The following is a 14333-nucleotide window of genomic DNA, read 5'->3' on the forward strand; positions in this document are numbered from 1 at the left end:
GTTGAAAGAGCGGTGTGACCGCTCTTTTCTCATTTTTCTTCGGTTTATTTTCATATAGCCGAAAGGCTCGTCATCACATCGCGTCACAATGCATTTTATGCTTGCCAACCGGCAGAGTGAATTGGCTCACAGTTCCGGCAATATTCTTAATTCTCATCGTGAATTTAGTGGCCTGTAGGATTATTATCGAGGCGACTCTTATCCCGACGTTATTCTGACATAAGGACTGTCTGTTATGTTCAAGCCTACACATTGTGCCTGGCTGGTTGCGGCTGCCTGTGCATTGCCAAGTTATGCCATGAATATTCAACCCGACCCGCAAAATGCCGGTGGATATGTCATTGCCGCCCCGGATCTGGCAGCGGTTGAAAAAACCAAGACGGCCAATCCCATGTACGGGATTTGGGCAAAGGCGTTGGTGACACGTTCCAATACCATTGTCGATGCCATCAAGCCAAGGGCGGCCAGCAATCCGGATAACGTCAAACGGGTCGAGCGGGTATTCACCGAATCGGATTGGGATTATTTAACCCAGATGGCGGCGCCGGAATATACCTATGAGCGCTTCTTGCGGGCGGTCGGGAAATTCCCGGCTTTTTGCGGCGAATATACCGATGGCCGCGATGCCGATGCCATCTGCAAAAAATCCATCATCACCGCCTTTGCCCATTTCGCCCAGGAAACCGGCGGTCACATCGCCAAGGAGAATATCTCCGACAACCCGCTGGCGCTGGAGGAGTGGCAGCAGGCGCTGGTGCACGTGCGCGAGATGGGCTGGTCGGAGGGGCAGACCGGCTACACCACCGGCTGTGGCCAGAACGACTGGCAGAACAAGAAGTGGCCCTGCAGCACAGGCCAGGGTTATTTCGGCCGCGGCGCCAAGCAGCTCTCCTATCACTTCAACTACGGCGCCTTCTCCGAGGCGATGTTTGACGGCGATGCGTCCGTGTTGCTGAACAACCCCGGGTTGGTGGCGGACTCCTGGCTCAACCTCGCCTCCGCCATCTGGTTCTTCCTGACCCCGCAGGCACCCAAACCCGCCATGCTGCACGTGATTGATCGCACCTGGGTGCCCTCCCAGCGCGAGATCGCCGCCGGCATCGGCTACGGCTTTGGTACCACCATCAACGTCATCAATGGCGGCATCGAGTGCGGCGAGCAGAACAAGAACAAGGGCCAGCCGGTCAACCGCATCCGCTACTGGGAAGGGCTCGCCGAGCACTATCAGATCCCCGTCAAGGCCGACGAGAAGAACACCTGCTGGCAGCAGACCCCCTATGGCAGCCTCAACCTCAACGGTGCCACCGACGTGCTCTACACCAACTGGGACGGCAACTGGAAATACTATCCGGATCGGCCCGGCGGCTACTCGTTCGAATGTGAACTGGTGGGGTTCCAGACCGCCTACTCGGCACTGGTGCCGGGGGATTACGAGAAGTGCGCGACTAACTTCTACGGCTCCCACGCCAACTGGCCCAAGGTGCGGGTAGTGGCCAAGCTGGATCCCGCGCCGGTTGACCCGACCGAGCCCCCTGTGGGTGATGTGGCTGCTTGGAGTGCCAGCAAGGTCTATACGGCGGGCAACAAGGTGAGCTATAAGGGCGCCATCTATCAGGCCAAGTGGTGGACCCAGGGCAATGAACCGGGCAAGGGTGATCCCTGGGTGCTGGTGCCGGCGCAATAGCATAAAACGGCTGATGTCAATAAATTCGGCAATGGATAACACCTCTCTTGCCAAGTCGGGGGACATATTGTCCCCCTTTTCGATATCCTGCCTTGTTAAATAAAACCAGTGTCTAATTTTGCAGGATAGAGTGCGGTGCTGGATCTCTATCAGCGTATATGCGTACTCGGTGATAAAAATATCTTGCAACAATGGGTGAGGGTGGGCATGGTCAGTCGGTAATATCGAGTTGGCCCTGTTTTTAATCTGGGGAGTGTGCCATCAGACAGTATTTGTGAGGGCCGGAATTGGTGACTGCCAGGAGTTATTTCGCGGCCTCCTTTTTTTCATCAGGCACCCATCGCTAGAATATTCATTTTTATCGAAGCAGGCATATCCAGCGGTTAAAAAGCATTGGCCGTCACCCCGCAATGGGGTATCACTGTGCCGATGAGTGAAAATCAGAGGAGACTTCATGTTCAATATCGCCGTCCATTTTGAAATCCCGGTGACGGATATGGCGCGTGCCACGGCGTTTTACCGCCAGGTGTTTGGCATCGAGTTTGAACTAACGGAGATAGATGGCAACGAGATGGCGCTGTTCCCGCTCACTAAAGGGGGGGAGGGTTGCTCCGGCGCCTTGGCCAAAGGGGAGAGCTATGTGCCGAGTCTTGACGGCACGCGTATCTATCTCGCGATCAGCGAGATTGAGCGGGTGATGGCGACGGCCCTGCAGGCCGGAGCCGGCGAGCTCTATCCGGTGACCCGGGTGGGCGATGGCATCAAGGTAGCCGAATTTCAGGACCTGGAAGGCAACCGGATTGCGCTGCAGGAAACACGGCCACCTCAGGTCTGAAAACCGGCCGGACCGTGAGACCTGGTCACGAGCCGATCAACTATCAACGGGTGTGATGATGATTCGTATTGCGACCCCGGCAGATGTGCCGGGCATGTTTGAGGTTCGCACCAGTGTGCGGGAAAACCACCTTTCCCTGCAGGAACTTGCCGAGTATGGGATCACGCCCATGGCACTGCCCTCCATGCTCAGTGGCAGTGGGCGCGGCTGGGTCGCCTGTGCGGCGCAGAAGGTGGTGGCATTTGCCATGGTCGATGCAGATGAAGCCACGCTGTTTGCCCTGTTTGTGCATCCGGAGTACGAAGGGCTGGGCCTGGGTCGTCGCCTGATGGCGGTGGCGGAGGAGTGGTTGACCAGCCGGGGCTGCTGCGAGATCTGGTTGCTGACCGATGCGGACCCCAAGGTCAGAGCCAACGGTTTTTATCGTTATCTTGGCTGGCAGGCAGTGGGTATAGAGGAAGACGGGCAGATGCGGTTCGTCAAATGCCTGGGGGAGGGGACGCCCACACCCTGACAGGATGTGGTGGATTGCCGGAGAACGAACATATCGAGCCCGCTTTATGTAAGCCGCTCGATGGCAGCCCCGGGGCAAGACGGTGTTCGCCTTATATGAATATGGCTGTGGGGTGCCGTGGTAGGCCATCGACAACAAGACACAAGGAGGCGTGATGAAGGGACATTGTCTGTGCGGCGGGATTGAGGTCTCGGCCGGCGATCATAAGGAGGTGGGGCTGTGTCACTGCAGCACCTGTCGGCGCTGGTCAGGCGGCCCCCTGTTTGCGGTGCACTGTGGCAAGGAGGTGCGCTTTCACGGGCTCACTCCGGTGGCCTATCGCTCCTCGGAGTGGGCGGAGCGAGGATTTTGCCCCACCTGCGGTACCCACCTTTTCTATCACCTGTTGCCGACGGATGAGTACATAGTGCCGGCCGGCCTGTTTCAGAGCGAACCCTTCCAGCTGGCGAGCCAGATCTTCATCGACGAGAAGCCCGATTTCTACGAGCTGAAAAACGAGACACCGACCCTGACCGGTCAGCAGGTGTTCGAGCAGTTTGCCCCCAAGCCGTGAGAACGGGCAGCACGATCATCGGCCGCAATCAAAGGAACAGACAATGCAACTGGTGGTGATGCGCCACGGGCAAACTCCGGCCAATGCCGAGGATCGCTATCAGGGGGCGCTGGATATCGGTCTGAGCGAAACCGGTGTGGCCCAGATCAGAGCCCAGGCAAGGGCACTGGCCTTGGCGCAGGCCCCGTTTCAGCGGTTGCTGAGTTCCCCCTTGCTGCGGGCACGGCAAAGCGCGGCCCTGGTAGCGGACGAGCTGGCGCTGCCGGTGACGCTCGTCCCCGCTTTTCGTGAGCGCCATGTCGGGGTGTTCGAGGGACTGACCCAGCAAGAGGCGAGGGAGCGTTACCCTGCGCTGTGGGCACGCAACATCACCCGGCGCTGGGCCGAGGCCCCACCTAGGGGCGAGTCGCTGGACGAAGTCATTGCCCGGGTGGGGCAGGGACTGGCAGAACTGGCGCAGAGCGGCCGCCAGGAACGGGTCCTGCTGGTGGCGCACGGCGTGGTGGCCAAGGTGATCCGGGCGCTGACCGTGGCGGGATTTGACGACTTCTTCGAGTGGCAGCTGGCCAACGGGGCCGTGCTGGAGGTGTCGCTGGCATGTGGCGACGCTGGCAGGCCACTGGGTTTCTTTGCCCGGCCGGGCAGTGAACATGGCGTCGCAGCCTTGAATTGAGCCAAGCGCCAGGCCTGCTGAGCGTTTTCAGGCCTGACGTGTATTGCCTGTCAGGGGGTATCTGGCAGTGCTTTTCTTGAGCAGTTGCGCCCCTGTTTCTTGGCCAGATAGAGGGCGGTATCGGCCCGGCGCACCATGCGTTCCACCGTATCCTGCGGGCCCAGGCTGGCACTGATACCGAGGCTGATGGTGAGCGGCACCTCGGTGCCTGCGCCGAGTTGATGTAGCTGCGACTCGACGGCGAGGTGGATCCGCTCCGCACTGGCCCAGGCCAGCTCCAGCGAGGTTTCCGGCAGCAGCACGATGAACTCCTCGCCGCCCCAGCGGCCCAGCATGTCCACCTCCCGCAGCTGTTTGGCGACCCGTCTGACCAGGCTGAGAATGGCCTGATCCCCTTGCTGATGGCCATAGGTGTCGTTGATCTGCTTGAAGTGATCGATGTCGATCAACAGCAGGCTCATGGTGTGACCGAAGCGCTGACAGCGCTGCATCTCCAGCTTGACCAGCTCGTCGAAGCGGCGCCGGTTGGCGATCCCGGTGAGGGGATCCGTGGTGGCCGCCACCTTGAGCTCCTCCACCAGCCGGGCCCGCTCCGAGATATCCCGCAGGATGGCGGTCATCTCGGTGGTCTGGCCCAGGTTGATCTTGGCGATGGTCACCTCCAGCGGAAATTCGCTGCCGTCGCGGCGCAGCCCCATCACAGAGGCGCGGGCATGCATGGGGCGCGAGTTGATGGGGGAGTTGCTGAAGGCCTTGAAGTAGCCGTCGTGGTTGGCCCGAAAGCGCTGGGGCAGCAGGGTCTCCAGCCGTTTGCCGAGGTAGCTTTCGTCCACCCCGAACATCTCGCAGGCGGCGGTGTTGATAAGTTCGATGCGCGACTCGCTGCTGACGCTGATGATGCCGTCGTAGGCGGAGTTGACCACCGCCTCAAAGCGCTTGCGGCTCATCTTGAGCGCCTCCTCCAGCTGCTTTTTGGCGGTGATGTCGATGGCGGTGACCATGATGCGGGTGATGCGGGACTGCTCGGGAATGATGGGGGAGATGACAAAGCGCCACCAGCTGGTGCGCGACAGAGTGTCGATGGGCAGCTCGCTCTCGAGCCCCGTCTGCTGGCTCACGCACTCGTGCATCGGCTGCTCGATGCTGCCGGTGATGTAGCGGGGAAACATTTCGTTCAGGCGCTTGCCGATGCTGCCAAGCACGTCCAGCTCGAAGGCCTGGGCAAAGGTGTCGTTGGCGGAGACCAGGGTAAAGCGATCGTCATCGTCGAGGGAAAACACTGCAACGGCGGCACCGATGGCATCGAGAGACGACTTGATGTCGGCATGGGAACCCTGAGTGAACATGCAACCTCCACGGCAAATAACATATTGATATTCAGTATAGTGCGGCCGTTTTTCCCACCTGACATGCCATGCGTCAAGATCCGGCATGGCTGGATAAAGGCGGTGGTGGGGTGACTGGCTCAGGGGATTGTGCTGAGCTTTACTCTGTTGACCCAGCTGCTGCAAGCAGTGCTATTTGTACCCGGATACGACAGTCTCTGGTCGAGACCTGTATCTGGCAAGGGATGTCAATTAAGGAGGGGGTCATGAAGATCAGCATCGAGGCACATATCGAACAGGAGATAGAGGCCGTCTGGTGGGCCTGGAACGATCCGGACTGCATTGCCAGCTGGAATGCGGCCTCCAGCGACTGGCACACCACCGGCAGCCGGGTCGACTTGGTGGTGGGCGGGCGTTTCTGCCATCACATGGCCGCCAAGGATGGCAGCGCCGGTTTTGATTTCACCGGCACCTTTACCCGGGTGGAGGCGCCGACTCGTCTCTCGTTCATGATGGACGACGGGCGCGAGGTGGATGTGCAGTTTGCGAGCGAACCGGGCGGCACCTGGGTGCAGGAAACCTTCGATGCCGAGACGAGCCACCCCCCGGCCCAGCAGCAGGCGGGTTGGCAGGGGATCCTCGACAACTTCAAGCGTTATGTGGAAGCGGCAGGCTAGGGAGGCGCCTGCACCCATAAAAAAACCACTGCCAGGTCGCGGTGGTTTTTTTATGCTGCTCTGCTCGTCAGAGCATGTCAGAAGGCGGGAGCGTTACTCCTCGATATCCAGCAGCACCAGGATGGCGCTGTCGCCGCCCCACTCGCGGGGGGCTTGATGGAACGCCTGCACGTTGGGGTGCTGGGCCAGCCAGCTTGGAATGCGCTGCTTGAGGATGTGTTTGCCGATGCCATGCATCACGGAGGCGACGTGAATGTTCTCTTTTTGGCAGAGGGTCAGCAGGGCCGCCAGCTCCTGTTTGGCCTGCTGCTGGTTCATGCCGTGCAGGTCCAGGTAGATCTCCGGCGGATAGCTGCCGCGCTTGAGCTTTTTCAGCTCGAATTTTGACACATCTTCGCGCACGTAACGGGTCGGTCCATCGGCCTCGAGATGGGGCTGATACTCATCGCTGAAATAGTGGTCAACCCCAAGCTTTTCGCGGCTCTCACGCAGTTCGCGTTTCTGCTTGACCGGGCGCAGGTCGGCCCTTATGGTATCTTGCTTGATTTTCCGGGTACCTTTTATCGCATCGCGGAACAGCTTGGTTTCCTCGTCTGTCGGTGAGGGCGTTTTTTTCATCAGGTACTCGTCTTGCTCGCTGTATAGAATTCTCGGGCCGGATATTACTCGACTTGGAGGTGGATTTGGACAAGATATTTATCGATGAGGTGGTTGCCGAGATGCACACCATCCAGGACATGTTGCGCTGGGCCATGAGTCGTTTCAACGACGCCGGGATCTTCTACGGACATGGTACCGACAACGCCTGGGATGAAGCCGTGCAGCTGGTACTGCCCGCGCTACATCTGCCGCCGGACGTGGATCCGGGCATGCGCCACTCCCGTCTGACCACCAGCGAACGGCACCGCATCGCCGAGCTCATCATCCGCCGCGTGCAGGAGCGGGTTCCGGCCGCCTACCTGACCAACAAGGCCTGGTATGCCGGTTGGGAGTTTTACGTGGACGAACGGGTGCTCATTCCCCGTTCCCCCATCGCCGAGATGGTGGCCAACCGCTTCGCTCCCTTCCTCAAGCATGAACCGACCCGGATCATGGACTTGTGCACCGGCTCCGGCTGCATCGCCATCATCATGGCCCACGAGTTCCCACAAGCCGAAGTGGATGCCATCGACATCAGCGTCGATGCCCTCAACGTGGCTGAGCGCAACATCAACGATCACGGGCTGGAGCAGCAGGTCATTCCGATCCGCTCCGATCTGTTCCGCGATCTGCCGGTTGGCGACAAGTACGATCTTATCGTCTCCAACCCGCCTTACGTGGATTCCGAAGACATGTCGGATCTGCCGGACGAGTTTCGTCACGAACCCGAGCTGGCGCTGGCCTCCGGCTCCGATGGTCTCAAGCTCACCAAGCGCCTGCTGGCCAATGCCGCCGACTTCCTCAAAGAGGATGGCGTGCTGGTGGTCGAGGTGGGCAACAGCATGATCCATCTGGAAGCCCAGTTCCCGGACGTGCCCTTTACCTGGGTCGAGTTCGAGAATGGCGGTCACGGCGTGTTCGTGATGAGCCGTGCCGATCTGGTGCAATACCAGGACTATTTCGCGATTTACAAGAGCTAAGCAGGAGCACTCATGGCAGGGAACAGTTTCGGCCAACTCTTTCGTGTGACGACCTTCGGCGAGAGCCACGGCCTGGCGCTGGGCGCCGTGGTTGACGGCTGCCCGCCGGGACTGGAGATCAGCGAAGCGGATCTGCAGGGGGATCTGGACCGGCGCAAGCCCGGCACCTCCCGCTACACCACGCCGCGCCGCGAGCCGGACGAGGTGAAGATCCTCTCCGGGGTGTTCGAGGGCAAGACCACCGGCACCTCCATCGGGCTCTTGATCGAGAACACCGATCAGCGCTCCAAGGACTACTCCGACATCAAGGACTTGTTCCGTCCGGGCCACGCCGATTACACCTATCACCAGAAGTACGGCCAGCGCGACTATCGCGGCGGCGGTCGCTCCTCCGCCCGTGAAACCGCGATGCGGGTGGCGGCGGGGGCCATTGCCAAGAAGTACCTGAAACAGGTGCACGGCATCGAGATCACCGGCTTTCTCTCCCAGCTCGGCCCCATCAAGGCAGAAGCCTTCGATGCGGCGCAGATCGAGCAGAATCCCTTCTTCTTCCCCGATGCGGGCAAACTGGAAGCGCTCGATCAATACATGCGCGACCTGAAAAAAGAGGGCAACAGCATCGGTGCCAAGGTGCAGGTCATCGCCAGCAATGTGCCGGTGGGCCTCGGTGAGCCGGTGTTCGATCGCCTCGACGCCGACATCGCCCACGCCATGATGGGCATCAATGCGGTGAAAGGGGTGGAGATCGGCGATGGGTTCGCGGTGGTGGAGCAAAAAGGCTCCGAGCACCGCGACGAGATGACCCCGGCCGGGTTTGCCAGCAACCATGCGGGCGGCATTCTGGGCGGTATTTCATCCGGTCAGGATATCGTGGTGAGCTTAGGCTTAAAGCCCACCTCCAGCATCACGGTACCGGGCAAGACCATCACCACCGAGGGTGAGGCCACCGAGATGATCACCAAGGGGCGCCACGATCCTTGCGTCGGCATTCGTGCCGTGCCCATCGCCGAAGCGATGCTGGCCCTGGTGCTGATGGACCACCTGCTGCGCCACCGTGCCCAGAACCAGGGCGTGTTGACGCATACTCCGCAGCTGCGCTGATCGGCCTGTTCACTGCTCGGCTGATCGAGTGGTGCAGCCACAGTCACAGTCAAAAGGCGACCTCAGGGTCGCCTTTTTCATGGGCCTTCATCGCGCTGGATCACTGGTCGGGAGCCACCTGCTCAGCCGCCGGGTTGTCGAGCCGGCAGGGGGGGGGGGCCACGTCACGGCCGGGTGGGGGCAGGCCGGCAATCACCTCATTGACCCGGCTGAGCTGTGCATCGGTGACGGCCGAGTTGGCAAACATCAGGCTGACCGGTTGGTGATGAAGCAGCAACTGGCAGCGGATAAAGCCGTCGGCCCCCAGCTGTTGCAGCCGGTAACGGGCGTATTGCCACTCCATGATGACGCCGTCCAGCCGACGGGCCAGCAGTAGCTCGACCAGCCGGTCATCCGCGTTGTATTCGCTCGCATTCTTGAGGGCGGGGCACGCTTCCATCAGCTGGATGGGGCGGGTGCCGCGCAGCTTGCCAAGGTGCAGCTGGCTTTGCTGGCAAAGCTGCGGCAGGTCTGACACCGCCAGCCAGGGATCACGCTGGCCCGGGATGGGGTTGTTGCTCAGCAGCACGAAGGTACTGCGCCGATAGGGCACCGAGAAGCGGGCAAAGACGCGCCGCTCCGGCGTATCGAGCGCCCCCATGGCCACGTCCAGCTGTTGCTGCTCGAGCAGATGGATGGCCCTGGCCCAGGGCAGGTTGCGAAAGTGGGAGTCCAGCCCCGCCTGGTTCAGGATCTGGCGGGTCAGGGTGACATCCAACCCATCCAGCGTCCCCTGGGGATTGATGTAACTGAACGGGGGCCAGTGGCTCCAGGCCACCGACAGCCTGGGCTTGGCCTGCAGCGGCAGAGAGAGCCCAATCGCCAGCAGGGCGAGCAAGAGCCAGCCCGTGGCAGCCGACAGAAGATGAACACGCATGAACCTGAACCTCCTTGTACAGGACGGATGCGGCGGTATCGCCGCTATCTGGCATCAAGCATAGTCTGATTCGAATGAGTTCTTGAACGGCTTTTCCGGGCGGGAAGGTGACCTGCTTTTGGCAAACATGCTGGGAGGAACGTCACATTTTTCTCGTTTCTCCTCAATAACTCCGATAGACTGCGCCCCTATTCTTTCCCCTTTGCTCTGCTCCCCGGGGAAATCGTTGTGTTCTCAACAGGCCCGAGTCTGGCGAGATGGCATCGGCTCAGCAGAGGAGCCCCATCCCGGATTGTCGGCGCCCCTATCCCTAGCAGGTAACTATGAGTTTTACTTCCCTCGGTCTGGCCGAACCCTTGTTGCGTGCCGTTGCCGAGCAAGGCTATGACACCCCGTCTCCCATTCAGCAACAAGCGATCCCGGCGGTACTGGCTGGCCGTGATCTGATGGCCGCCGCCCAGACCGGGACCGGCAAGACCGCAGGTTTTACCCTGCCGATGCTGCAGCGTCTGACTGAAAGCAAGCGCAAGGTCTCCCCGAATCGCATCCGTGCCCTGGTGCTGACCCCGACTCGCGAGCTGGCCGCCCAGGTGGGCGAGAGCGTACGCAACTACGGAAAACACCTGCCGATCCGCAGCCACGTGGTATTTGGCGGCGTGAGCATCAACCCGCAGATGATGGCCACCCGCCGTGGTCTGGACGTGCTGGTGGCCTGCCCGGGCCGCCTGATGGATCTGTACAACCAGAACGCCGTCAAGTTCGACGAAGTGGAAATCCTAGTGCTGGACGAAGCGGATCGCATGCTCGACATGGGCTTTATCCGCGACATCCGCCGCATCCTGGCTCTGCTGCCGAAGAAGCGCCAGAACCTGCTGTTCTCCGCCACCTTCGCGGACGAGATCCGCGAGCTGGCCACCGGTCTGCTGGACAACCCGGCGGTGATCGAAGTGACCCCGCGCAACAGCACCGCCGAGCGTATCGAGCAGCTGGTACACCCCTGTGACAAGGCCAACAAGATTGCCCTGCTGAGCCACCTGGTCACCAGCAACAACTGGCAGCAGGTGCTGGTGTTCACCCGCACCAAGCACATGGCCAACCGCGTTGCCGAGACCCTCGACAAGAACGGCGTCAGCGCTGCCGCCATCCACGGCAACAAGAGCCAGGGTGCCCGTACCCGCGCCCTGGCCGGTTTTAAGGATGGCAGCGTCAAGGTGCTGGTGGCGACCGACATCGCCGCCCGTGGTCTGGACATCGGCAAGTTGCCGCAGGTAGTCAACTTCGAGCTGCCGAACGTGGCGGAAGATTACGTGCACCGTATCGGCCGTACCGGCCGTGCTGGCGCCGCCGGTCACGCCATCTCCCTGGTTGCGGCCGATGAAGGCAAGCTCATCAAGGCCATCGAGCGGCTGACCAAGCAGAACATTCCCTGCGAGCAGGTGGCTGGTTTTGAAGCCTCCCGCGAGACCCTCGACAACATCGCCCGTGGCATCGGCGCGCCGCTTCGCAAAGAGCCGCGCGATCCGAGCGAGCAGCGCCGTGCGCCGCGTCCGCAAGGTCAAGGCCAGCGTCAGGGTGCCGGTCGCTCTGCCAACGGTGGCAATGGCGGCGGTAACCGCTCCGGCAACGGTGGCAAGCCCAAGCCCCAGGGCGGCCAGCGCCCGGAAGGTGGCGCCGGCAAACCGGCTCAGGCTCGTCGTCCCCGTCGCGCTACCCACAACCAGTAAGCGGCCAGGGAGCCTGCTCCCTCGCTCGGTTGATGTAAAAAGCCCCGCCAGTCTGGCGGGGCTTTTCTATATCCGGGAGTTGGCCGAATGAGGCGGGCAGTGCCGGTCACTCGCCATAGAGGGTGATTTGCAGCACGTTGGCGATGGCGCTGCCGTTCCAGTGGTACTCCAGATGGCGGGGCTGATGGACGCGGCTGACCAGGCGCGGGCGATAGAGCAGGTAGCAGGCGTGGCCGCTGTGGCGCACCGAACGGTAACAGATGCCGTCGACATCCAGGGCTTTCTGCTTGCGAGCGAAGGCCTGGGAATATCCATAGTCGGTAGCATGGTAAAGCGGTGTGGCGAGAAAGGCTTCGCCGGTAATGTCGACCAGGCTGGCGCTGAACTCGGCATGGATCACCCGCATCTGCACCTTCTGGGCGGGTTCACGGGTGTAGCCGAAGACGCGCTCCTGGTGGTAGACCGTCTCCTTGATGGCGGTGTCGAGGCTGGGGGCGCAGTAATAACCGCCAAAATCACCGGTGGTGAAGCGGGCTCCCTCCGGATTGAGGTGGGTGAAGGCGGCCATCACATGGCTGCCGCCAGCCAAGCCCACCAGCCAGTCCGCTTTCGATACCCGCGTCAGCTCGCCGGCCTCTTCCCTCAGCCTGTCGTTGGTCAGCGCTTCGATGGCCCAGACCGCCTCCAGTTCGTCGGCGTTGGCCACATCCTCATAGAGGCAGATGGTGGGGTAGCGGCTCGGGATGATCCGGTAGGCTGACTCGTCCTTGAATACGCGCTGCGGGGGCGTCTGCATCAGGCCATGCCTCCGCGCCAGGCGTGCAGGCGGGTAGCGACCTCATAGAGATCGGCCACCCTGCCACCCTGCATCACTTCCATGGCGCTGCGGCCGGCGAAGAAGGGGTGGCTGTTGGACTTGCGCACCCAGCCATAGATGCTCTCGTCCGCGCTGAATAGCACCCGCAGGCTCTTGTGAATGTTGAGCAGGTAGCTCATTCGCTCCTGCAGATCCGCACTCAGTCTGATCCCGCCGTGGGACTCTTTGTATTTGTTCAAGGTTGAACGCGAAGAGATGCCGAGCAGTCGCAACTGTTCATCTGTGTTGCACTGCCATTTGTCCAGGATGCGAAACACCACCGGCAGCGCCTTGCTGGGATCAACGGCGCCATCTTGCCGTTGAAGGTGTGCGGTTGCGACCATGTCAGGCTCCTTGCTGGATTGAGCGTGTGTTCTGTTGCCAAAAAGGCGATCTGCTATCAGTGTACAAGAACTGTTCACATATATACAGAGCGTCGATGCATGGTGCATATATGAACGTTTGATGCATCAGGAGATGATCACCGTGCCGGCGGACCCCTTTATATCGATGGCATCTACCGATGACATAGAAAAAGCCCCGCCAACTGGGTTGGCGGGGCTTTTGTGCTTTCGCTATTGGGGCATGCAATACCGGCGCTGGCTTAGAGCGCGGGCAGCAGTCCCATGCTGACGCTTATCTGCACCCCGACGATCAGCACACCCATGGCGCCGGCAAGGCCCAGGGCCAGCACGCCGCCCGGGGCGCGGTAGTGGTGCGCCTCGGCCCGCTTGCGGCTCTGCCACACCAGGGTCACCGGCAGCAGCACCGCCAACACTGCCAGCGCGATGGCGGCGTAGCCGAGCGCCATGATGAAACCCTGCGGGAAGTAGAGGGCAAACAGCAGGGGCGGCACGAAGGTGATGAGGCCGGTCTGGGTGCGGCCCTGCCAGTTGTCCTTGCGACGGGTCACCTTGGCCATGAAGTCAAACAGTCCTAGCGTCACCCCGAGGAAGGAGGTGGCCAGCGCCAGATCGGCGAACAGATGCATCGCCTGGTTGAAGGCGGGCCAGCTCACCAGATTGCCGACGTTGGCCAGCAGGCTGTCCAGCGCCCCGCCGGTCTGGATCAGGGATTGCTGACCGAGCAGCCCCAGGATGGCGATTTGCCAAAGCACGTAGAGGATGAGCGGCAGGGCGGAGCCCCACACGAACACCCGGCGCAGCTGCTTGGGGCAGTCACCCAGGTAGAGCATCACGCTCGGGATGGAGCCGTGAAAACCGAACGAGGTGAAGATGACCGGCAGGCCCGCCAGCAACAAGCCCTGACCGAGCGGCATGGAGAGCAGGTGTTGCCCCTCGGCACGCGGCAGCAGCAGCCCGAGAACGGCCACCATGATCACCAGCTTGACGGTAAACATCAGTCGGTTGAGGTAATCCACCTGTTTGGTGCCGACACAGACCATGCCGCCAAACAGCAGGGTAAAGGCCCAGGCCGCCTGCTCCTGGCTGAGGGGCAGGCCGGCATCGGCCAGCGCCTGGGCCAGCAGGCTGCTGCCGCCGCTGATGTAGGCGGAGGCCAGCGAGTAGAACAGCATCAGGATGCAGAAGGAGGCAATGCGCTTGCCCCAGGGGCCGAGCAGGTGATCCGCCAGCTGGTGCAGGTACCACTTGCCGGTGTTGAGGCTGGCTTCCACCTGCAGCATGGCGGTAAAGGCCATCAGGCCCCAGAGGCCGATCATCAGCAGCAGGGTGGCGGGTCCGCCAAGGGAGGAGGAAGCCAGCGGCAGGGCCAGCATGCCGGCGCCTATGGTGGTGCCGGCAATCAACAGGGTACATCCCAGGGTTTTGGTATTCATGGTGTCCATCCGAATTGAGAAACTGCGCCGTGCGCAGCAGGCATATGAGGTGTTGGCA

15 protein-coding genes are annotated in these 14333 nt (G+C 61.3%); 9 read left to right on the forward strand and 6 right to left on the reverse strand.

Translation table 11 applies throughout. The features are described from left to right. Positions 1–235: 235 nt before the first annotated feature. The 5 genes from R2E40_RS10805 to R2E40_RS10825 all read left to right on the forward strand — a co-directional run bounded on the left by R2E40_RS10805 (position 236) and on the right by R2E40_RS10825 (position 4259). On the forward strand, positions 236–1684 hold the full coding sequence (locus tag R2E40_RS10805; protein ID WP_318165458.1) for a chitinase: 1449 nt from the start codon (positions 236–238) through the stop codon (positions 1682–1684). Between the two features lie 454 nt (positions 1685–2138). Then, positions 2139–2519 (forward strand): VOC family protein, encoded by a 381-nt coding sequence (locus R2E40_RS10810; RefSeq protein ID WP_318165459.1) that lies wholly within the window; start codon positions 2139–2141, stop codon positions 2517–2519. Between the two features lie 58 nt (positions 2520–2577). Further along, positions 2578–3033 (forward strand): GNAT family N-acetyltransferase, encoded by a 456-nt coding sequence (locus R2E40_RS10815; RefSeq protein ID WP_318165460.1) that lies wholly within the window; start codon positions 2578–2580, stop codon positions 3031–3033. 154 nt (positions 3034–3187) lie between these two features. Next, positions 3188–3586: a GFA family protein gene (locus tag R2E40_RS10820; RefSeq protein WP_318165461.1), complete on the forward strand. Its 399-nt coding sequence runs from the start codon at positions 3188–3190 to the stop codon at positions 3584–3586. 43 nt (positions 3587–3629) lie between these two features. After that, positions 3630–4259, forward strand: coding sequence for a histidine phosphatase family protein (locus R2E40_RS10825; RefSeq protein WP_318165462.1), 630 nt, complete (start codon positions 3630–3632; stop codon positions 4257–4259). Positions 4260–4309: 50 nt separating this feature from the next. On the opposite strand, the gene R2E40_RS10830 is transcribed toward R2E40_RS10825, so the two are convergent. Beyond that, positions 4310–5605 (reverse strand): diguanylate cyclase, encoded by a 1296-nt coding sequence (locus R2E40_RS10830; RefSeq protein WP_318165463.1) that lies wholly within the window; start codon positions 5603–5605, stop codon positions 4310–4312. A 245-nt stretch (positions 5606–5850) separates the two neighbouring features. On the opposite strand from R2E40_RS10830, the gene R2E40_RS10835 reads away from it, so the two are divergent. Beyond that, entirely contained in the window at positions 5851–6261 is a 411-nt protein-coding gene (locus tag R2E40_RS10835; RefSeq protein ID WP_318165464.1) for an SRPBCC family protein, read from the forward strand. Positions 6262–6354: 93 nt separating this feature from the next. Here R2E40_RS10835 and smrB read toward each other — a convergent pair whose 3' ends face one another. Further along, positions 6355–6879: an endonuclease SmrB gene (gene smrB / locus R2E40_RS10840; protein ID WP_318165465.1), complete on the reverse strand. Its 525-nt coding sequence runs from the start codon at positions 6877–6879 to the stop codon at positions 6355–6357. Positions 6880–6944: 65 nt separating this feature from the next. On the opposite strand from smrB, the gene prmB reads away from it, so the two are divergent. Continuing rightward, positions 6945–7880, forward strand: a complete 936-nt coding sequence (gene prmB / locus R2E40_RS10845; RefSeq protein ID WP_024945276.1) for a 50S ribosomal protein L3 N(5)-glutamine methyltransferase — start codon at positions 6945–6947, stop codon at positions 7878–7880. 12 nt (positions 7881–7892) lie between these two features. Beyond that, complete coding sequence (gene aroC / locus R2E40_RS10850; protein WP_016350634.1) at positions 7893–8981, forward strand: chorismate synthase; 1089 nt, start codon at positions 7893–7895, stop codon at positions 8979–8981. Between the two features lie 100 nt (positions 8982–9081). Here the strand turns inward: aroC and R2E40_RS10855 are convergent, their stop codons facing one another. Further along, complete coding sequence (locus tag R2E40_RS10855; protein WP_318165466.1) at positions 9082–9897, reverse strand: substrate-binding periplasmic protein; 816 nt, start codon at positions 9895–9897, stop codon at positions 9082–9084. A gap of 323 nt (positions 9898–10220) precedes the next feature. Between R2E40_RS10855 and R2E40_RS10860 the strand changes: the two genes are divergently transcribed. Continuing rightward, a complete protein-coding gene (locus R2E40_RS10860) occupies positions 10221–11621 on the forward strand; it encodes a DEAD/DEAH box helicase (protein ID WP_318165467.1) in 1401 nt (466 codons plus the stop codon). A gap of 106 nt (positions 11622–11727) precedes the next feature. Here R2E40_RS10860 and R2E40_RS10865 read toward each other — a convergent pair whose 3' ends face one another. From R2E40_RS10865 to R2E40_RS10875, 3 genes are all read right to left on the reverse strand, one after another. After that, the gene (locus tag R2E40_RS10865; protein WP_318165468.1) at positions 11728–12417 is read right to left on the reverse strand and encodes an RES family NAD+ phosphorylase; all 690 of its coding nucleotides are present in this window, start codon (positions 12415–12417) and stop codon (positions 11728–11730) included. After that, the gene (locus tag R2E40_RS10870) at positions 12417–12821 is read right to left on the reverse strand and encodes an antitoxin Xre-like helix-turn-helix domain-containing protein (RefSeq protein WP_103826848.1); all 405 of its coding nucleotides are present in this window, start codon (positions 12819–12821) and stop codon (positions 12417–12419) included. Before R2E40_RS10870 ends, R2E40_RS10865 begins: the two co-directional genes overlap by 1 nt. 260 nt (positions 12822–13081) lie before the next feature. Beyond that, positions 13082–14275 carry an aromatic amino acid transport family protein gene (locus R2E40_RS10875; RefSeq protein WP_101616943.1) on the reverse strand — a complete coding sequence of 398 codons (1194 nt, stop codon included), beginning with the start codon at positions 14273–14275 and terminating at the stop codon, positions 13082–13084. Positions 14276–14333 lie beyond the last annotated feature (58 nt).

This window comes from Aeromonas sp. CD, assembly GCF_033349375.1.
GTDB classification, from domain to species: domain Bacteria; phylum Pseudomonadota; class Gammaproteobacteria; order Enterobacterales; family Aeromonadaceae; genus Aeromonas; species Aeromonas hydrophila.